This is a genomic window from Streptomyces sp. NPDC051315, assembly GCF_044455165.1.
Taxonomy (GTDB): domain Bacteria; phylum Actinomycetota; class Actinomycetes; order Streptomycetales; family Streptomycetaceae; genus Streptomyces.
In genome coordinates, this window is record NZ_JBITEN010000013.1 from 163,343 (window position 1) to 182,255 (window position 18,913).

Annotated in this window: 15 protein-coding genes and 1 pseudogene; 9 read left to right on the top strand and 7 right to left on the bottom strand. The window is 73.7% G+C overall.

Annotation, left to right across the window (positions count from 1 at the left end; all coding sequences use genetic code 11):
• Nucleotides 1–55: 55 nt before the first annotated feature.
• Entirely contained in the window at nt 56–1,240 is a 1,185-nt protein-coding gene (locus tag ACIBBD_RS24815) for a cytochrome P450 (protein WP_399421708.1), read from the top strand.
• Nucleotides 1,241–1,529: 289 nt separating this feature from the next.
• On the opposite strand, the pseudogene ACIBBD_RS24820 reads toward ACIBBD_RS24815, so the two are convergent.
• A pseudogene (locus ACIBBD_RS24820) lies at nt 1,530–2,540 on the bottom strand (Gfo/Idh/MocA family oxidoreductase); the annotation flags it as partial.
• A 130-nt stretch (nt 2,541–2,670) separates the two neighbouring features.
• Here ACIBBD_RS24820 and ACIBBD_RS24825 point away from each other — a divergent pair.
• The 8 genes from ACIBBD_RS24825 (at nt 2,671) to ACIBBD_RS24860 (ending at nt 13,785) form a co-directional block, all read left to right on the top strand.
• Nucleotides 2,671–3,408, top strand: coding sequence for a GntR family transcriptional regulator (locus ACIBBD_RS24825; RefSeq protein ID WP_399421773.1), 738 nt, complete (start codon nt 2,671–2,673; stop codon nt 3,406–3,408).
• Nucleotides 3,409–3,620: 212 nt separating this feature from the next.
• A complete protein-coding gene (locus ACIBBD_RS24830; protein ID WP_399421709.1) occupies nt 3,621–4,625 on the top strand; it encodes a sugar ABC transporter substrate-binding protein in 1,005 nt (334 codons plus the stop codon).
• Complete coding sequence (locus tag ACIBBD_RS24835; protein WP_399421710.1) at nt 4,622–5,707, top strand: ABC transporter permease; 1,086 nt, start codon at nt 4,622–4,624, stop codon at nt 5,705–5,707. The genes ACIBBD_RS24830 and ACIBBD_RS24835 overlap by 4 nt, the downstream gene beginning before the upstream one ends.
• Nucleotides 5,704–6,525 carry an ATP-binding cassette domain-containing protein gene (locus ACIBBD_RS24840; RefSeq protein ID WP_399421711.1) on the top strand — a complete coding sequence of 274 codons (822 nt, stop codon included), beginning with the start codon at nt 5,704–5,706 and terminating at the stop codon, nt 6,523–6,525. Before ACIBBD_RS24835 ends, ACIBBD_RS24840 begins: the two co-directional genes overlap by 4 nt.
• Nucleotides 6,526–6,608: 83 nt before the next feature.
• A complete protein-coding gene (locus tag ACIBBD_RS24845; RefSeq protein ID WP_399421774.1) occupies nt 6,609–7,757 on the top strand; it encodes an ROK family glucokinase in 1,149 nt (382 codons plus the stop codon).
• Complete coding sequence (locus ACIBBD_RS24850; protein ID WP_399421712.1) at nt 7,754–8,347, top strand: sugar kinase; 594 nt, start codon at nt 7,754–7,756, stop codon at nt 8,345–8,347. Before ACIBBD_RS24845 ends, ACIBBD_RS24850 begins: the two co-directional genes overlap by 4 nt.
• Before the next feature lie 138 nt (nt 8,348–8,485).
• Entirely contained in the window at nt 8,486–11,317 is a 2,832-nt protein-coding gene (locus tag ACIBBD_RS24855) for an SNF2-related protein (protein ID WP_399421713.1), read from the top strand.
• Nucleotides 11,317–13,785, top strand: coding sequence for an SWIM zinc finger family protein (locus ACIBBD_RS24860; protein ID WP_399421714.1), 2,469 nt, complete (start codon nt 11,317–11,319; stop codon nt 13,783–13,785). Before ACIBBD_RS24855 ends, ACIBBD_RS24860 begins: the two co-directional genes overlap by 1 nt.
• A gap of 73 nt (nt 13,786–13,858) precedes the next feature.
• Here the strand turns inward: ACIBBD_RS24860 and ACIBBD_RS24865 are convergent, their stop codons facing one another.
• From ACIBBD_RS24865 to ACIBBD_RS24890, 6 genes are all read right to left on the bottom strand, one after another.
• Nucleotides 13,859–14,509 (bottom strand): CoA transferase subunit B, encoded by a 651-nt coding sequence (locus ACIBBD_RS24865; RefSeq protein ID WP_399421775.1) that lies wholly within the window; start codon nt 14,507–14,509, stop codon nt 13,859–13,861.
• 5 nt (nt 14,510–14,514) lie between these two features.
• Complete coding sequence (locus ACIBBD_RS24870) at nt 14,515–15,270, bottom strand: CoA transferase subunit A (protein ID WP_399421715.1); 756 nt, start codon at nt 15,268–15,270, stop codon at nt 14,515–14,517.
• 14 nt (nt 15,271–15,284) lie between these two features.
• Nucleotides 15,285–16,064, bottom strand: coding sequence for an SDR family NAD(P)-dependent oxidoreductase (locus ACIBBD_RS24875; RefSeq protein WP_399421716.1), 780 nt, complete (start codon nt 16,062–16,064; stop codon nt 15,285–15,287).
• On the bottom strand, nt 16,061–16,816 hold the full coding sequence (locus ACIBBD_RS24880; RefSeq protein ID WP_399421717.1) for an SDR family NAD(P)-dependent oxidoreductase: 756 nt from the start codon (nt 16,814–16,816) through the stop codon (nt 16,061–16,063). The genes ACIBBD_RS24875 and ACIBBD_RS24880 overlap by 4 nt, the downstream gene beginning before the upstream one ends.
• Nucleotides 16,813–17,784: a fumarylacetoacetate hydrolase family protein gene (locus tag ACIBBD_RS24885; protein ID WP_399421718.1), complete on the bottom strand. Its 972-nt coding sequence runs from the start codon at nt 17,782–17,784 to the stop codon at nt 16,813–16,815. Before ACIBBD_RS24885 ends, ACIBBD_RS24880 begins: the two co-directional genes overlap by 4 nt.
• 188 nt (nt 17,785–17,972) lie before the next feature.
• Nucleotides 17,973–18,911, bottom strand: coding sequence for a VOC family protein (locus ACIBBD_RS24890; RefSeq protein WP_399421719.1), 939 nt, complete (start codon nt 18,909–18,911; stop codon nt 17,973–17,975).
• Nucleotides 18,912–18,913: the final 2 nt, after the last annotated feature.

The window sequence follows — 18,913 nt, forward strand, 5'->3', positions numbered from 1 at the left end:
GCGGGCACTGGCGGGGGCGCTCGTACGTTGTGGCAGTGACGGGAGGGGGAACAAGATGACCGATGTGATCGACCTGGAGGCGTTCGGCGACGCGTTCCGGAGGGACCCGCACGCGGTGTACGCACGGCTGCGCGAGCGCGGCCCGGTGCACCGGGTGCATCCGCCCGGAAGCGACGCGACCTACGCGACCTGGCTCGTGGTCGGATACGAGGAGGCGCGCGCCGCGCTCGCCGACCCACGGCTGGTCAAGGACGGTGAGCGGATCGGAGCGGCCTTCCTCGACGAGCAGGTGATCGGCAAGCACATGCTGGTCACCGACCCGCCGCAGCACACCCGGCTGCGTGGCCTGGTCTCGCGCGCGTTCACCATGCGCCGGGTGGAGGAGCTGCGCCCGCGCGTGCGGCGGATCACCGACGACCTGCTCGACGCGATGCTGCCGCACGGCCGCGCCGACCTGGTGGAGTCGTTCGCCTACCCGCTGCCCATCACCGTCATCTGCGAGCTGCTCGGCGTCCCCGAGATGGACCGCGCGGCGTTCCGCGAGATGTCGACCGAGGTGGTCGCCCCCACCAGCGAGGAGAGCGGCTACGAGGCGTTCGTGCGGCTCGGCGCCTACCTCACCGAGCTGATCGAGGACAAGCGCTGCGCCGGGCCGGGCGGCGATCTGCTCAGCGACCTCATCCGCACCACCGCCGAGGACGGCGACCGGCTCTCCCCGGAGGAGCTGCGCGGCATGGCGTTCCTCCTGCTCATTGCCGGCCACGAGACCACGGTCAACCTCATCACCAACGCCGTCCACGCCCTGCTCACCCACCCCGACCAGCTCGCGGCCCTGCGCGCCGACCCCGACCTCGTCGACGGCGTGATCGAGGAGACCCTGCGCTGGGAGGGGCCGGTGGAGAACGCGACGTACCGGTTCGCCGTCGAGCCCCTGGAGATCGGGGGCGTGGCGATCGAGAAGGGCGACCCGGTGCTGATCGGCCTCGCGTCCGCCGACCGTGACGCGCTGCGCTACGACGACCCCGACGACTACGACGTCCGGCGCGACCCGCGCGGCCACCTGGCCTTCGGCCACGGCATCCACTACTGCCTGGGCGCCCCGCTGGCCCGTCTGGAAGCCCGCACCGCCCTGCGCTCCCTGCTGGAACGGGCTCCCGCCCTGGCCCTGGACGGCCCGCCCGGAGAGTGGCTGCCGGGAATGCTGATACGAGGGGTGCGCAGCCTTCCGGTGCGCTGGTAGGCGTCCTGCCGGGAAGGCGGGGGCGGACTCATCCGGAGGGCGGGACTCCGTACGGCCCCGGAGACGGCTCGGGCACGCCGGGCACGCCGGAGGTGCCCGGCACGCCCGCCGCACCTGCCGTGCCCGGCACGCCCGCCGTGCTCGCCGCACCCGGCGACCCCACCGTCCCCGGCAGGTCCGACGCACCCGGTGACCCCGCCGTATCCGGCATCCCGGACGCACGCGGTGCACCCGGCGTCACCGGCGCAGCCGGTGCACCCGGTGTCCCCGTCGCTCCGGGGCCTCCGGATGCTTCCTGCGCCCCCGGTATCTCCGCCAGCGCCACCGCCCGCCGCTCCCGCCGGGACACCTCGCAGGCCTCCGCGATGCGCAGCGCCTGGAGGGCCTCGCGTCCGTCGCAGGGGTTGGGCAGGCCTCCCCGGACGACCTCCACGAACGTGTTGAGCTCCGCCTCGTACGCGGGAGCGAAGCGTTCCAGGAAGCCGGTCCACGGCTTGTCCGCGGCCGGCGGGCCGGTGGGCTCGGTGGAGGCGATCGGGGTGCGGTCGTCCAGACCCACGACGATCTGGTCGAGCTCGCCGGCCAGTTCCATGCGGACGTCGTAGCCCGCGCCGTTCAGCCGGGTCGCCGTGGCCGTGGCGAGGGTGCCGTCGTCGAGGGTGAGGACGGCGGCCCCGGTGTCCACGTCCCCGGCCGCGCGGAACATCGCGGGCCCGGCGTCCGACCCGGCGGCGTACACCTCGACCACCTCGCGCCCGGTCACCCAGCGCAGCACGTCGAAGTCGTGGATCAGCGCGTCCCGGAACAGCCCCCCGGACACCGGCAGCCACGCGGCCGGGGGCGGCGACCGGTCGGAGGTCACCGCCCGTACGGTGTGCAGCCGCCCCAGCCGGCCCGAGCGCACCGCTTCCCGCGCGCCCGTGTAGCCCGTGTCGAAGCGGCGCTGGAACCCCATCTGAAGGATCGTTCCGGCGGCCTCGACCTCGGCGATCGCCGCCAGCGTTCCCGCCAGGTCCAGGGCGATGGGCTTCTCGCAGAACACCGGCAGCCCGGAGCGGGCGGCACGACCGATCAGTTCGGCGTGGGCCGAGGTCGCCGTGGTGATCACGACGGCGTCCACGCCCCAGCGGAAGATCTCGTCGACCCCGGGGGCGGCCGTCTCGCCGAGCCGGAGCGCCAGTTCCTGCGCCCGCGCGGGCTCCGCGTCCGTCAGGATGAGGGATCCGACCTCGCGGTGACGGCTGAGTGTGTTGGCATGCATGGTGCCGATGCGGCCCGTCCCGATGACCCCGATGCGCATGTGTTCACGGTGGCGTCGGAGCCCTCACCCTGTCAATGCATTTGTCCGGACAACCGGACTACACGACTTCCCGTCAACCGGCCGCGGAGCTACGCTCAGGCCCGTGCCGAAACCAGAAGTGGACCCGACCGTGCAGCTGGAACTCCGTGTGGACCGAAGTTCTCCGGTGCCGTTGTACTTCCAGCTGTCCCAGCAGCTCGAGGCCGCCATCGAGCACGGATCGCTCACCCCCGGCAGCCTGCTCGGCAACGAGATCGAGCTCGCCGCCCGGCTCGGCCTGTCCCGCCCGACCGTGCGCCAGGCGATCCAGTCCCTCGTCGACAAGGGCCTGCTGGTACGGCGCCGGGGCGTCGGTACCCAGGTCGTGCACAGCCAGGTCAAGCGCCCGCTGGAGCTCAGCAGCCTCTACGACGATCTGGAGGCGGCCGGACAGCGCCCCGCGACCGCGGTCCTGGTCAACACCGTCGTCCCGGCCACCGCCGAGGTCGCGGCCGCGCTCGGCGTCGCCGAGGGCAGCGACGTGCAGCGGGTGGAGCGGCTGCGTCTCGCGCACGGCGAGCCGATGGCGTACCTCTGCAACCACCTGCCCCCCAACCTGCTCGACCTGGACACGGCGCAGCTGGAGGCCACGGGCCTGTACCGCCTGATGCGCGCGGCCGGGATCACCCTGCACAGCGCCCGCCAGTCCATCGGTGCCCGCGCCGCCACCGCCGCGGAGGCCGAGCGGCTCGCCGAGGAGGAGGGCGCCCCGCTGCTGACCATGCAGCGCACGACCTTCGACGACACCGGCCGCGCGGTCGAGTTCGGCGACCACATCTACCGCCCGACCCGCTACTCCTTCGAGTTCCAGCTGCTCGTGCGGCCCTGAGCGGGACGGGTCGCCGACCCGCGTTGGTCGCATTGTCCGGACAAAGCGGCCCTCGCCCGACAGGACGACCGCATGTCCGGACAAGGCGGCCGGCTCGCGGTGCCCGGCCGTGAGACGCCTGACCCCTGTGTTCGATAATGGGGCGTTTGCGTCCGGTGAGTGATCACCGGAGGCGTGCGTACGACAGAACACGGCAAGAAGGGCACGGCCTCGTGGCACGGTTTCGGACCTGGGCAGGGATCGCGTTGGCGGGGGTGCTCTGCGCATCCCTCGCCGGGTGCAGCAGCACCGGGGGCAAGCGCGCCGAGGACGCCCGCGAGGCCGCGGCGGCCCAGGGGAGGGCGGCGGTGAACACCCCCCGCTGGACCTTCGCGATGATCACCCACTCGGGAGACGGCGACACCTTCTGGGACATCGTCCAGAGCGGCGCCGAGCAGGCCGCCGTCAAGGACAACATCACCTTCCTCTACTCCCACGACGACGAGGCCCAGCAGCAGGCCCAGCTCGTCGACGCGGCGGTCGACAAGAAGGTCGACGGCATCATCGTCACGCTGGCCAAGCCGGACGCGCTGAAGGCCGCGGTCGCCCGGGCCGTCGCGGCGGGCATCCCCGTGATCACGGTGAACTCCGGATCGGCCGAGTCCGAGGCGTTCGGCGCGCTCGCGCACATCGGCCAGGACGAGACGATCGCCGGCCAGGCCGTCGGCGAGGAGCTGAACGAGCGCGACAGGAAGAAGGCCGTCTGCGTCCTGCACGAGCAGGGCAACGTCGGCCACGAGCAGCGCTGCGACGGCCTCGCGTCCACCTTCACCGGCGAGGTCGACAACCTCTACGTCAACGGCACCAACATGCCCGACGTCCAGTCCGCGATCGAGGCGAAGCTCCAGGCCGACCCGTCGATCGACTCCGTCGTCACCCTCGGCGCCCCGTACGCCGACACCGCCGTGAAGGCCCGGCAGGGGGCCGGCAGCAAGGCCGAGATCGACACCTTCGACCTCAACGCCAAGGTCGCCGCGGGTCTGGAGAACGGCACCCTCGGCTTCGCCGTCGACCAGCAGCCCTACCTCCAGGGCTACCAGGCCGTCGACCTGCTGTGGCTGTACCGGTACAACGGCGACGTCCTCGGCGGCGGCAGGCCGGTGCTGACCGGCCCGCAGATCATCACCGAGGAGCGGGCGGCCGAGCTCGCGCAGTACACCGAGCGGGGCACCCGATGAGCGCGCCGGACACGACCACCGACGTCGCGCCGGACACGACCAGGGAAGCCGCGCCGGGCGCGATCGCCGAAGAAAGGTTTCTGCGGATCTCGCCCCTGCGGAAGCTGCTCGGCCGCCCGGAGCTCGGCTCGGTCGTCGGCGCCGCCGCGGTCTTCCTCTTCTTCGCCCTCGCCGCCGACAGCTTCCTGCGGGCGAGCAGCCTCAGCACGGTCCTGTACGCGTCCTCGACGATCGGCATCATGGCCGTCCCGGTCGCGCTGCTGATGATCGGCGGCGAGTTCGACCTCTCGGCCGGCGTCCTGGTCACGTCCTCGGCGCTGATCTCGTCGATGTTCAGCTACCAGATGACGGCCAACGTGTGGGTCGGCGTCGGCGTCTCACTCCTGGTCACCCTCGCCATCGGCGCCTTCAACGGCTTCCTGCTCACCCGCACCGGCCTGCCCAGCTTCATCATCACGCTGGGCACCTTCCTCATGCTGTCCGGCATGAACCTCGGCTTCACCAAGCTGATCGACGGCACGGTCTCGACCAAGACCATCGCCGACATGGAGGGCTTCCCCACGGCCCACGACGTCTTCGCCTCGACCCTGACGATCGGCGGCATCGACGTCAAGATCACCATCCTGTGGTGGCTCGCCCTGGTCGCGGTGGCCTCCTGGATCCTCCTGCGCACCCGCGCCGGCAACTGGATTTTCGCGGTGGGCGGCAACAAGGACGCGGCCCGCGCGGTCGGCGTCCCCGTGAACCGGACCCGGATCGGCCTCTACACGGGCGTGGCGTTCGGTGCCTGGATCTCCGGCCAGCACCTGCTGTTCAGCTACGACGTCGTCCAGTCCGGCGAAGGCGTCGGCAACGAGCTGACCTACATCATCGCGGCCGTCATCGGCGGCTGCCTGATCACCGGCGGCTACGGCAGCGCCATCGGCTCGGCGGTCGGCGCGTTCCTCTTCGGCATGACGAGCAAGGGCATCGTCTTCGCCGAGTGGAACCCCGACTGGTTCACCTTCTTCCTCGGAGCGATGCTGCTCCTCGCGACTCTGCTCAACGCCTGGGTCCGCAAGCGAGCGGAGGCCACCAAGTGACGGACACGGCAGAACGCACGGCGCTCGTCGAGCTGTCCGGCGTCAGCAAGCGCTACGGCACCGTCCGCGCCCTCGAAGGGGTCTGTCTGGAGGTCCACGCGGGCGAGATCACCTGCGTCCTCGGCGACAACGGCGCGGGCAAGTCGACCCTGATCAAGATCGTCGCGGGACTGCACCGGCACGACGGCGGTGCCCTGCGCCTCGACGGCGAGGAGACGACGCTGTCCTCCCCGCGCGAGGCCCTGGACCGCGGCATCGCCACCGTCCACCAGGACCTGGCCGTCGTCCCGCTGATGCCGGTCTGGCGCAACTTCTTCCTCGGCTCCGAACCCCGCAAGGGCTTCGGCCCCTTCCGGCGCATGGACGTCGACTTCATGCGCCGCACCACCCACGCCGAACTGCTGCGCATGGGCATCGACCTGCGGGACGTGGACCAGCCCATCGGCACCCTGTCGGGCGGCGAACGCCAGTGCGTGGCCATCGCGCGGGCGGTGTACTTCGGCGCGAAGGTCCTGATCCTGGACGAGCCCACGGCCGCACTGGGCGTGAAGCAGTCGGGCATGGTCCTGAAGTACGTGGCCGCGGCACGGGACCGGGGACTGGGTGTCGTTCTGATCACCCACAACCCGCATCACGCGTACCTGGTGGGGGACAGGTTCGTGCTCCTGAAGCGCGGCACGATGGTGGGCAGCCACCCGCGGGACGGGATCACGCTGGAGGAGCTGACACGCCAGATGGCGGGCGGGAACGACCTGGACGACCTGCGACACGAGCTGGAACGCGCCACGGGGCGCGGGGACCTGCGCGACCAGCCATGACACCCGCACCGGCGACGCTCCCGCGGCCCGCTTCGCGCCCCCGTACGGCACCCGGCGTGAGCGTGCGGCAGAATCTGGCGGTGATGAGCACCTACGGCAACTTCACCGCCCCCATCGGCTCCCGCCGTGCCCCAGCGCTCCGCACCGTGGGCACCCGGGAGCGCCGCTCGCACCTGACGGCGCCCCGCGTGCCGACGGTCGGCATCGACATCGGCGGCACCAAGGTGATGGCGGGCGTGGTCGACGCCGACGGCAACATCCTGGAGAAGGTCCGCACCGAGACCCCGGACAAGTCCAAGAGCCCGAAGGTCGTCGAGGACACGATCGTCGAGCTGGTCCTGGACCTGTCCGACCGGCACGACGTGCACGCGGTCGGCATCGGCGCGGCCGGCTGGGTCGACGCCGACCGCAACCGCGTCCTGTTCGCCCCGCACCTGTCCTGGCGCAACGAGCCGCTGCGCGACCGCATCGCCGGCCGCCTCGCGGTGCCCGTCCTCGTCGACAACGACGCCAACACCGCCGCCTGGGCCGAGTGGCGCTTCGGCGCGGGCCGCGGCGAGGACCACCTCGTCATGATCACCCTCGGTACCGGCATCGGCGGCGCGATCCTCGAGGACGGCCAGGTCAAGCGCGGCAAGTACGGCGTGGCCGGCGAGTTCGGGCACATGCAGGTCGTGCCCGGCGGCCACCGCTGCCCGTGCGGCAACCGCGGCTGCTGGGAGCAGTACAGCTCCGGCAACGCCCTGGTCAGGGAGGCCAAGGAGCTGGCCGCCGCCGACTCGCCGGTGGCCTACGGGATCATCGAGCACGTCAAGGGGCAGATCGGTGACATCACCGGCCCGATGATCACCGAGCTGGCCCGTGAGGGCGACGCGATGTGCATCGAGCTGCTCCAGGACATCGGCCAATGGCTCGGCGTCGGCATCGCCAACCTGGCCGCCGCCCTCGACCCGTCCTGCTTCGTGATCGGCGGCGGGGTCTCGGCCGCCGACGACCTGCTGATCGGGCCCGCCCGGGACGCGTTCAAGCGCCACCTGACCGGCCGCGGCTACCGCCCCGAGGCCCGGATCGTGCGCGCCCAGCTCGGCCCCGAGGCCGGCATGGTCGGCGCCGCCGACCTGGCCCGTCTGGTCGCCCGCCGCTTCCGGCGCGCCAATCGCCGCCGCGTGGAGCGCTACGAGCGCTACGAGCGGTTCGCGGAGGCCGCCCGCCGCGCCCGGGACACCGCATGACGGCACCGCCGCCCCCTCGGGGCGCCGCACCGGAAGAGCCGTCCCGTCCGCCGGAGACCCGGGGGCACGTGATCCGCCGCCGGGCGCTGACCCTGCTCATCATCGTGCTGCTCATCGGCGTCCCGGCCGGCTACCTGGTGATCTCCGCGAACCAGAGCCGCGACAGCGGCAAGGACAAGGAGGCCAAGTACGCGGCGACCGGTCTCACCGAGGCCTGGCCGTCGAAGGTCCAGCAGCGCCTGTACCAGGTGCCGATCCCGCACCCGGCCAACCAGGTCGCCTACTACGAGACGAACAACTGGAAGACCAGCCGTCTCTACGTGCAGTTCCAGACCACGCAAGCCGGCCTGGACGCCTTCCTCGCGGAGCTCGGCCTCACCCGGGCCGCCCTGAAGAAGGACAGGATCACCATCAGCGGACGCGACCGGAACGTCACCGGCTGGAAGTTCTCCGGATCCGGCTCCCGCCCCGGCGACGACTTCGGCTTCGTCCGCGCGCAGAAGAACCCCAAGCCGACCCTGGACGTCGTGGTGAACACCGGAAACCCGGTGTACCCCATGGTGTACGTCGTCTCCCGCACCGTTCCCTGACCGTACGGCGGCCGCGCATCAGGCCCGGAGGCGGCCGGGCATCCGGCCCCGGGCCGGCCGCCGGGGCCGATTGTCAGACCCCGCCCGTAGAGTCGAAGACGACTGATCCGACATGCGGGCGGGAGGTGGACACCGCGTATGACCGACACGACCGTGCTCGCCGAGCACACGGCGCGGGAGCTCGGCGTGCGCCTGCCCGCCGTCTTCCTGCCCGCCCCCCTGCCGCGCGACGGCCGGATCGCCTTCTGGGACCCGGACGACGGCCCCCTGCCCGCCCCGGCGGACGCCGACCGCACGGACCTGACGGTCGTACGACGCCATGGCGCCACCGTCCGCCGCCACCAGGCCCCCGCGCTGTCGCTGCCGCTCGACAGGGCGCTCCCGCTCCTGGTGCGCGCCCGCCGCGACCCCGCCGCCCACCCCGCGACGGCCTGCTGGGGCGCCGTCGCGCTGCACGCGCTGCGGCTCGCCGCCCGCGGCCGCCTGCTGCCCGGCCTGACCCCCAGCGGCCACGACGCCTGGCGCGCGGGGCCGCTGGACCCGGAGGACATCGCCCACCTGCGCGCGATCGCCGCGGCCCTGCCGTACGAGGGGCATGCCGTCCCACTGTCCGGGCCCGGCCCGCTCCGCCTGCCCCGGCCGGAAGCCCTGATGCGGTCCTTCCTCGACGCCGTCGCGGACACCCTGCCCCGCACCCCCGCCGCGCCGTACGCGTCCGGGAGGCCCTTCGCGGACCGCCGGCCGCAGCGCCTGCCCGCCGCCCACGACTGGGCGGCGGAGGTCGCCGCCGGGATGGACGCGGGCGTGCGGATCTCCCTTCGGCTGGACCTGTCGGCGTACGACCTGTTCGACGACGGCGAGGGGGCGCGCCGCGCGGGCGTCGCCGTCGTCCAGGTGCACAGCCTCGCCGACCCGACCCTCGTGACCGACGCGGCGGCCCTGTGGGCGGGCGACGCGGACGACGCCTTCGGTCCCCGCGCCCGCGTCGACGCCGCCCTCGCCGTGCGGCGCGCCGCACGCGTCTGGCCGCCGCTCGCCCGGCTCGCCGACCAGGACGCGCCGGACGTCCTCGCCCTGTCCGAGGACGAGCTGAGCGACCTGCTGGGCGTCGCCGCGACCCGCCTCGCCGCGGCCGGGGTCGCCGTGCACTGGCCGAGGGACCTCGCCCAGGACCTCAGCGCCGCCGCCGTCGTACGGCCCGCCCCCGGCTCCGCGACCGACGGCACCGGCTTCTTCGAGAGCGAGGAGCTGCTGCAGTTCCGCTGGCAGCTGGCGCTCGGCGGCGACCCGCTCAGCGAGGCCGAGATGGACGCGCTCGCCGAGGCCCACCGGCCGGTCGTCCGGCTGCGGGACCAGTGGGTCCTCGTCGACCCCGCCCTCGTCCGCAAGGCCCGCAAGCGGGAACTGGGCCTGCTGGACCCGGTGGACGCGCTGTCCGTCGCCCTCACCGGCACCGCCGAGGTCGACGGCGAGACCGTCGAGGCGGTCCCCGTCGGCGCGCTGGCCGCCCTGCGCGACCGCCTCACCACCGGCGTACATCCCGCCGATCCGCCCCCCGGCCTGCACGCCACCCTGCGCGACTACCAGCTGCGGGGTCTGGCCTGGCTCGACCTCATGACCTCCCTCGGTCTCGGCGGCTGCCTCGCCGACGACATGGGCCTCGGCAAGACGATCACCGTCATCGCCCTCCACCTGCAGCGGGCCCGCACCGAAGCCACCCTGGTGGTCTGCCCGGCCTCCCTGCTCGGCAACTGGCAGCGCGAGATCACCCGCTTCGCCCCCGGCGTCCCGGTCCGCCGCTTCCACGGCCCCGACCGCACCCTGGACGACCTGCACGGCGGCTTCGTCCTGACCACGTACGGCACCATGCGCTCGGCGGCCCCGACGCTGGCCGCTCAGCCCTGGGGCATGGTCGTCGCGGACGAGGCCCAGCACGTCAAGAACCCCTACTCGGCGACCGCGAAGGCCCTGCGCACCATCCCGTCCCCCGCACGCGTCGCGCTCACCGGCACCCCCGTCGAGAACAACCTCTCCGAGCTGTGGGCCCTCCTGGACTGGACGACCCCCGGCCTCCTCGGCCCCCTGAAGTCCTTCCGCGCCCGGCACGCGCGCGCGGTGGAGACCGGCGAGGACGAGGAGGCGGTGGAGCGCCTCGCCCGGCTGGTCCGCCCGTTCCTGCTGCGCCGCAAGAAGTCCGACCCCGGCATCGTCCCGGAGCTGCCGCCCAAGACCGAGACCGACCACCCCGTCCCGCTGACCCGCGAACAGGCCGCACTGTACGAGGCGGTGGTGCGCGAGTCGATGCTCGCCATCGAGACGGCGGACGGCATCGCCCGCCGCGGCCTGGTGCTGAAGCTCCTGGGCGCCCTCAAACAGATCTGCGACCACCCCGCGCTGTACCTGAAGGAGGACACCCCCGCCACCGGCGACGCCCTCGCCGCCCGCTCCGGCAAACTCGCCCTGCTGGACGAGCTGCTCGACACCCTGCTGGCCGAGGACGGCTCGGCGCTCGTCTTCACCCAGTACGTGGGCATGGCCCGCCTGATCACCGCCCATCTGGCCGGCCGCGCGGTCCCGGTGGACCTCCTCCACGGCGGCACGGCCGTCCCCGAGCGCGAGCGCATGGTGGACCGTTTCCAGAGCGGCGCGACACCCGTCCTGGTCCTCTCCCTGAAGGCGGCCGGCACGGGCCTCAACCTCACCCGCGCGGGTCACGTCGTCCACTTCGACCGCTGGTGGAACCCGGCCGTGGAGGAACAGGCCACCGACCGCGCCTACCGCATCGGCCAGACCCAGCCCGTCCAGGTCCACCGCCTCATCACCGAGGGCACGGTCGAGGACCGCATCGCCGAGATGCTGGAGTCCAAGCGCGCCCTCGCCGACGCGATCCTCGGCTCCGGCGAGTCGGCCCTCACGGAACTGACCGACCGGGAGCTGTCCGACCTGGTCCGGCTGCGGAGGGAGGCGTGATGGCGGAGAAGGACACCCGCCCGGCCGACGTGGCGCGCCGTGCGCTGCGGGCCGCGCGGGAACAGCGGGCGGAGCATCCCTCGCGGGAGCCGGCGGAGGACCGGCCCGCCGGCGGTCCCCCGAGGCCCGGTGACGCCGCCCGCGCGGCCCTGCGGCGCGCGACGGACGCGGCGGGGGCGGACGCGGGGTCCGAGTCCTCCCGGACGGACGCGGGCGCCTCGACGGACGTGGCGGGGGCGGACGCGGGATCGGACTCCTCCAGGACGGACACGGGCGCCTCGCCGCACGGCCTGACGGGTGCCTCGCCGCACGGCCAGGCGGGGGCCTGGACGGACGCCTCGGCAAAGGTCCCTCCGGTGGCCGACGGGCCGCGCGAGGCGCGCACCGCGACCGGATCGCGTCCCGGCGACATCGCCCGTGAGGCGCTGCGAGCGGCCCGGGCCGAGGCACGCCGCGCCTCGGACGGTCCCGGGGAACCGGAGGACGGGACCGCCCGCCGGCCCCTCCGCCCCGGCGGCGCACGCCCCTCTGCCGCCCGGCGCCCCGGCCGTCCCACCGACGACCGCGCCCGTCACCTGCGGAACTTCCTCGCGGGCGCCTTCCCCATGCCGCCGGAGGAGACGACCGAGCCCGAGGAGACCGAACGGGACGACCCGGCCGCGGATCAGGTCACTTCCCGCGCGCCGACCGCCGACGCCGGCCCGGCGGCGCCTCAGGGGACTCCACCCGCGCCGGCCGCCGGCTCCGGATCCCGCTCCGGGTCCGGCTCCGGCTATGGCTCCGGCTCCGGGTCGGCGGGCGCGCCCGGGCACGCGGGCATCCCTGGACGCCCTGCCTCGTCCGAGCCCACCGTCACGCCCGCGGCCACGGCGTCCGCGGACCTTGCGGCTGCCTCCCGGCCTGCGGCCGGCTCGGGTTTCCCGGTCGCGTCCGGGCCTGCGGTCACCTCTGGACCCGCGGCCGACTCGGGTTTCCCGGCCATGCCCGGTCCTTCGGCGATGACGGGCGCTGAGGGCACTCCCGAGTCCGGGTCTGCTGTCACCTCTGGGTCTGCGGCCGGTTCGGGTTTCCCGGTCGCGTCCGGGCATCCGGTCGTGGAGGGCGCTGAGGGCACTCCCGCGTCCGGGTCCGCGACCGCCCCCGGGTTCCCGGTCACCTCCGCGACCGCGGCCACTCCCGCCCGTGCCCCCCGCTCCATGGCCGCTCCCTCCCGCGACGGTGAGCACCGGCGTACCTTCCCGGCTTTTCCGGCCCGGTCTGCCGGTGAGGGGGGTGGGTTCGCCGCGACGTGGTGGGGCAATGCGTGGGTCGGCGCGCTGGAGGAGGGGGCGCTGGACGCCAAGCGGCTGCTGCGTGGCCGTGGGTACGCCGAGCAGGGGAACGTCGACGCGATCACCGTCACGCCGGGGCTCGTCCTGGCGTACGTGCAGGGCAGCCGTCCCCGTCCGTACCGCGTCCAGGTGCGGCTGCGCACCCTCGGCGACGACGACTGGGAGCGCTTCCTGGACGCGGCCGTCGAGCGCCCCGGGCACATCGCCGCGCTGCTCGACAAGGAGATGCCCGAGTCGCTCGCCGAGTGCGGGGTCCCGTTGCTCCCCGGCCCCGGCGACCTGGAGCCGCACTGCAGTTGCCCCGACCGGGGCCACCCCTGCAAGCACGCCGCCGCGCTCTGCTACCAGACCGCGCGACTGCTCGACGCCGACCCGTTCGTGCTGCTCCTGCTGCGCGGGCGGGGTGAGCGTGAGCTGCTGGACGCGCTGTCCCGTCGTAACGCCACCCGGGCGGCCCGCGCCGCCCAGGAGCAGGGGCCGGAGCCCCTTCCCGGTGTCCGGGCCACGGAGGTCCTCGACCCCGCGCGCCTGCTCCCGCCCCTCCCCGCCCCGCTGCCCGCGCCCCCGCACCCGGGGCAGCCGCCGGCATACCCCGCCGTCCCGGACGGTCCCGACTCGTTCGCACTCGACCAGCTCGCGACCGACGCGGCCGCCCGCGCCCACGTCCTGCTGACCACCGGCCATGACGGGATCGGTGAACTGACCCTCTGGCAGGACGCCGTACGCATCGCCGCCTCTCGTCCCGGCTCCGGCCTCACCGCCGGTACCCGCGCCCTCTACGCCTCGCTCGCCTCGGCGGCCGGCCGCACCCCGGCCGAGCTGGCGCGCGCGGTCGCGGCCTGGCGCCAGGGCGGCCCGGAGGGGCTGGCCGTCCTGGAGGAGCCGTGGGACCCGCCGGCCGGTCGTTTCGACCGGGCCCGTCCCCTCCTCCTCGCCGCCGACCTCCCCGCTTTCCGCCCCTGGCGCAACCAGCTCACGCACCCCCGCGGCCACGTCCAGCTCCGCCTGGGCCGCGACGGACTGTGGTACGCGTACGAGTCTGAGCCGGGCCACGACGACTGGTGGCCGCGCGGCACCCCCGACCCCGACCCGGTCGGCGCGCTCACGGGCCTGGTCGGCCCCGGCGACGACCTCTGACCCCCCTGCCCCCACCCCCCTGCCCCCACCCCGCTGCCCCCGCGTGTCCGCCCGGTGCGGCCGCGCTTCCTCGTCAGCAGGCGGCGGTGAAGTCGTCCAGGCGCAGAGGGGCGTCGGTGCGGGCGGTGATGTCCTCGACGTTGACGCCCGGGGCGGTCTCGACGAGGGCGAGGCCGTCGTCGGTGACGTCGAGGACGCCGAGGTCGGTGATGATCCGGTGCACGCACCGCTCGCCGGTGAGCGGCAGGGTGCACTCCGTGCGGATCTTCGGGGTGCCGTCCTTGGCGGTGTGCTCCATCAGGACGATGACGTGGCGGGCCCCGTGGACGAGGTCCATCGCGCCCCCCATGCCCTTGACCATCTTGCCGGGGATCATCCAGTTCGCCAGGTCGCCGCGCTCCGACACCTGCATGGCGCCGAGGACGGCGGTGTCGATGTGCCCGCCGCGGATCATGCCGAAGGAGAGCGCGGAGTCGAAGAAGCTCGCCCCGGGCAGGACGGTGACCGTCTCCTTCCCGGCGTTGATCAGGTCCGGGTCGACCTCGGCCTCGGTGGGGTACGGGCCGGTGCCGAGGATGCCGTTCTCGGAGTGCAGGACCACGTGGACGCCGGGCGGCAGGTGGCCGGGGATGAGGGTGGGCAGTCCGATGCCCAGGTTGACGTAGGAGCCGTCGGTGAGTTCGGCCGCGGCCCGGGCGGCCATCTGGTCGCGGTTCCAGCCCATGGTGCTCATGCGCGTACGGTCCTCTTCTCGATCTGCTTGTCGGCGGCCTGCTCGGGGGTCAGCACCACGATCCGCTGCACGTAGACGCCGGGCAGGTGCACCTCGTCGGGGCGCAGGTCGCCGGGTTCGACGAGTTCCTCGACCTCGGCGACGGTGACGCGTCCGGCCATGGCGGCCAGCGGGTTGAAGTTGGCGGCGGCACGGCGGAAGACGAGGTTGCCGTGCCGGTCGCCGCGCCAGGCCCGTACGAGGGCGAAATCGGTGGTGATGCCGTGCTCCAGGACGTACGGGCGTCCCGCGAACTCCCGGGTCTCCTTGGCCGGGGAGGCGACGGCGACCGTCCCGTCGGGCGCGTACCGCCAGGGCAGTCCGCCCCGGGCCACCTGGGTGCCGACGCCGGCCGGCGTGTAGAAGGCGGGGATGCCCGCGCCGCCCGCGCGCAGCCGCTCGGCGAGTGTGCCCTGCGGGGTCAGCTCCACCTCCAGCTCGCCGCTGAGGTACTGGCGGGCGAACTCCTTGTTCTCGCCGACGTAGGAGCCGGTGACGCGGGCGATACGACCGGCGGCGAGGAGGACGCCGAGACCGCGGCCGTCCACGCCGCAGTTGTTGGAGACGACGTCCAGGCCGGTCGCGCCCTGCGCGTACACGGCGCCGATGAGCACCTCCGGTATCCCGCTGAGGCCGAAGCCACCGACCGCGAGCGAGGCGCCGTCGGGGATGTCGGCGACCGCCTCGGCGGCGCCGGCGCGGACTTTGTTCACGTGCGGGGTTCCTTTCAGGTGGGGGTGCCGGGCAGGACGGTGGACCAGCCGCCGTCGACGACGAGGTTGGCACCGGTGACGTACGCGGCCTCGTCGGAGGCGAGGAAGACGGCCGCGTCGACCACGTCGTCGGGGGAGCCCACCCGGCCCAGGGGGATGAGGCGGGCGATGTCCCGCATCGGGTGGTCGTCCGCGAGGAGGTTGGCGCGGGAGCCGTCGGTGTCGATCAGCCCGGGGCTGACGCAGTTGGCGCGGATCCCGTGCGGGGCGCCCTCGGCGGCGAGCTGACGGGTCAGCGCGATGACCGCGCCCTTGGACGCCGAGTGCGCGGTGCGCCGATTGGTCAGGGAGCCGGTCAGTCCGGCGGTCGAGCCGACGGTGAGGACACAGCCGCGGCTGCGCACCAGGTGCGGCCAGGCCAGGTGGACGGTCAGCCACACCGAGTCCAGCTCGGCACGCATCGTGAAGGCGAAGTCCTCGTAGGGCTGGCTGTCGATCGCCCCGAAACGGACGGCACCGGCGTTGGCGTAGACGATGTCGACGCCGCCGAACGCGTCGACGGCCTCCTCGATCCAGGACCGCACGGAGTTCTCGTCGGTGACGTCCAGCGGGCCGGGGGTGAGGGCGGTGCCGCCGTCGCGGGCGATGAGCCGCTGCGTCTCGACGGCCTCCTCGTGGCGCAGGTCACCGCCGACGACCAGCGCGCCCTCGGCCGCGAACCGCAGCGCGGCGGCCCGGCCCTGCCCGCGGGCGGTGCCGGAGATCAGGGCCACTCTGCCCTCGAGCCGTCTCATCGCGCCGCCCCGGAGAGCAGGGCGTCGGAGACGGACTTGACACCGCCGTGCGCGGTCAGGCCGCCGTCCACGGGGATCTCGGCACCGGTGATGAACGACGACTCGTCCGACAGCAGGAAGACGACCAGTGGGGCGACCTCGCCGACGGTCCCGGTGCGGCCGAGCGGGGTCTCGCGGATGTTGGCCTCGCGGAAGGCCGGCGCCGCGGAGGCGGTCATCCCGGTCTCGATGTAGCCGGGGTGGATCGTGTTGACCCGGACACCGCGCGGGCCGAGTTCCAGGGCGGCGGTCTTCGACAGGCCGCGCAGCGCCCACTTGCTCGTCGTGTAGGCGACCGGGTAGTGGGCCGTGAGGGCCGCCGAGGAGCCGACGTTGACGACGGAGGAGCCCGGCGGCATCAACGGGGCGAGGTGCTGGATGCCGAGCAGCGGGCCCGTGACGTTGACCGCGTGCACGCGCGCCATGTCCTCGGGACGGACCTCGCCGACGCGGGCGCGCCAGGTGACGCCCGCGTTGTTCACCAGGCCGTGCACCTCGCCGTACGCCTCCCGCAGCTCGGCGGCCAGGTCGGCCCAGTCCCGCTCGCTGCTGACGTCGAGCCGGCGGCAGCCGGGCGCGTCCGTGACGTCGGTGGCGATGACACGGGCACCCTCCCGGGTGAGGGCCTCGGCCTCGGCGGCGCCCTGGCCGCGGGCCGCTCCCGTGACGACGACGACCTTGCCGAGCAGCCTCTTGGGGTACAGGTCGCTCACAGCCGCTCCCTGCGGCGGCGCCGGCCGGCCGGCAGCGGCACGGGCGGCACACCGGGGACGACGGTGTTGGTCAGGGTGCCGATGCCCTCGACGGTGAGGCTGACGGTGTCGCCGGGCCGCAGCGGCGGCGGCGTCTGCTCGCCGCGCACGCCCCACAGCTCGGCGAGACAGCCGCCGTTCCCGCAGGTCCCGGAGCCGAGGACGTCCCCCGGCACGACACGGGTGCCGCGCGAGGCGTAGGCGGTCATCTCCTCGAAGGTCCAGCTCATGTTGGACAGCAGGTCCTTGCCGACCACCTGCCCGTTGACCTCGGCGGTCAGCGCCAGCCGCAGGAAGCCGTCGGTGTCGCGGTACGGCTCCAGCTCGTCGGCGGTGACCAGGCAGGGGCCGAGGGTGGTGGCGGTGTCCTTGCCCTTGCAGGGGCCCAGGCCCACCTTCATCTCCGCCGACTGCAGATCGCGCGCGGACCAGTCGTTGAACACGGTGTAGCCGACGATGTGCGCGCTGGCCCGCTCGGGCGTGAGGTCACGGCCCTCCCGGCCGATCACCGCGCCCACCTCGAGTTCGAAGTCGAGCACGGCCGAGCCGGGCGGCACCGGGATCTCGTCGTGCGGGCCGTAGACCGCGTGCGGGTTGGTGAAGTAGAAGGTCGGCGCCGCGTACCACTGCTCGGGTACGCCCGCGACGCCGTCGACGGCGCGGCGGACGCCCTCGACGTGCTCCTCGAAGGTCACGAAGTCGCGCACGGACGACGGCCGCAGGGGAGGCAGCAGCCGCACCTGGGAGACGTGCGGACCGGGTGGCACATCGAGGGCGGTCGCGCCCGCGGCGAGCAGCCCCGGCAGCCCGTCGGTCTCCCTCAGCAGAGCGGTGAGCGAGGTGACACCGGGCAACGGCAGGAGCGTGCCGTCGTCCTCCACGACGGCTACGCGGCGGCGGTGCTGATGCTCGTACGCGGCGAAACGCATGTGCGGCTCCTGGGGGCGGGAGGGGCGGTGGAGGGGAAGGCGAACCGGGTGGGGACGGCCGGGGGCGGCGTCATGGACGCGGGAGCCGTACGGGTGCCGGGCGGTTCTTCGGCGGGCTCCGGGGACACGGCGGAGGGGGACAGGGCGCGGCCACGACCGCCGAGTCCCCGGGGCCGGGGGCCAGTCGCTCAGACCGGCGGGGCGACGAAGCAGCCGCGGTCGGGGTCGTTGAAGGACTCCTTGGCGACCATCTCGTTCATGGGGTTGGCGGTGCCCCACTGGTCGGTGACCTCGGGCTGGGAGAAGTCGTAGACGTGGGGGTGCCAGGTGTCCTCGTCGAGGAGTTCCAGCTCGGTGGTGTACTCGACGGTGTTGCCGTGCGGGTCCAGGAAGTACGTGAAGGTGTTGTCCCCGGCCATGTGCCGGCCCGGACCCCACAGCTTGCGGAAGCCGGCGCGGATGACCCGCCCGGAGCCGCGCATGTACTCGTCGATGCCGCGCATCTCGAAGGAGATGTGGTGCAGAGCGGTGTGCGGGCCCTTGGCCAGCGCCATGGAGTGGTGCTGGTTGGAGATCCGCATGAAGTGCATGACCTCGCCCATGTGCGGCGAGCTGAGCGTGTCGGAGAGCCGGAAGCCGAGGTGGCGCTCGTACCACGCGCGGGTCCGGTCGAGGTCCGGCGAGTTGAGCACGACGTGCGACAGCTTGACCGGGATCGACTCCTTCTCCTCGATCTTGCGGTGCTGTCGGACCTCGACGTCGGCCGAGACCTCGATGGTGCGGCCGTCGACGTCGAAGAAGCGGAAGCCGTAGCCGCCGCCGGGGGTGTCGACCTTGCCCGGCCGGGAGATCAGCCGCACCCCGCCCGCGAGGAGCCGCTCGGCGAGCGTGTCGACGTCGGCCGGGCTCGCGGCGCCGTAGGAGACGAGGTCGAGGCGCTTCTCCTCGGCCTTGCGCAACCGGACGACGTACTGCTCCGGGGAGCCCTCGGCGGCCAGGAACGAGATGCCCGAGTCCTCGGCGACCTTGGTCAGGCCCCAGACGCCGGCGTAGAAGTCGAGCTGCTTGTCGTAGTCGGGCACGGCGAGGTCGACGTGCCGCAGGTGGGTGAGCAGACGTGCGCTCATGG

What these genes read in the sequence shown, in the direction of transcription:
- ACIBBD_RS24885 (WP_399421718.1), bottom strand. Translation starts at nt 17,784, where the DNA reads ATGCGTTTCGCCGCGTACGAGCATCAGCACCGCCGCCGCGTAGCCGTC.
- ACIBBD_RS24890 (WP_399421719.1), bottom strand. Translation starts at nt 18,911, where the DNA reads ATGAGCGCACGTCTGCTCACCCACCTGCGGCACGTCGACCTCGCCGTG.
- ACIBBD_RS24815 (WP_399421708.1), top strand. Translation starts at nt 56, where the DNA reads ATGACCGATGTGATCGACCTGGAGGCGTTCGGCGACGCGTTCCGGAGG.
- ACIBBD_RS24845 (WP_399421774.1), top strand. Translation starts at nt 6,609, where the DNA reads ATGAGCACCTACGGCAACTTCACCGCCCCCATCGGCTCCCGCCGTGCC.
- ACIBBD_RS24875 (WP_399421716.1), bottom strand. Translation starts at nt 16,064, where the DNA reads ATGAGACGGCTCGAGGGCAGAGTGGCCCTGATCTCCGGCACCGCCCGC.
- ACIBBD_RS24860 (WP_399421714.1), top strand. Translation starts at nt 11,317, where the DNA reads ATGGCGGAGAAGGACACCCGCCCGGCCGACGTGGCGCGCCGTGCGCTG.
- ACIBBD_RS24850 (WP_399421712.1), top strand. Translation starts at nt 7,754, where the DNA reads ATGACGGCACCGCCGCCCCCTCGGGGCGCCGCACCGGAAGAGCCGTCC.
- ACIBBD_RS24865 (WP_399421775.1), bottom strand. Translation starts at nt 14,509, where the DNA reads ATGGGCTGGAACCGCGACCAGATGGCCGCCCGGGCCGCGGCCGAACTC.
- ACIBBD_RS24835 (WP_399421710.1), top strand. Translation starts at nt 4,622, where the DNA reads ATGAGCGCGCCGGACACGACCACCGACGTCGCGCCGGACACGACCAGG.
- ACIBBD_RS24855 (WP_399421713.1), top strand. Translation starts at nt 8,486, where the DNA reads ATGACCGACACGACCGTGCTCGCCGAGCACACGGCGCGGGAGCTCGGC.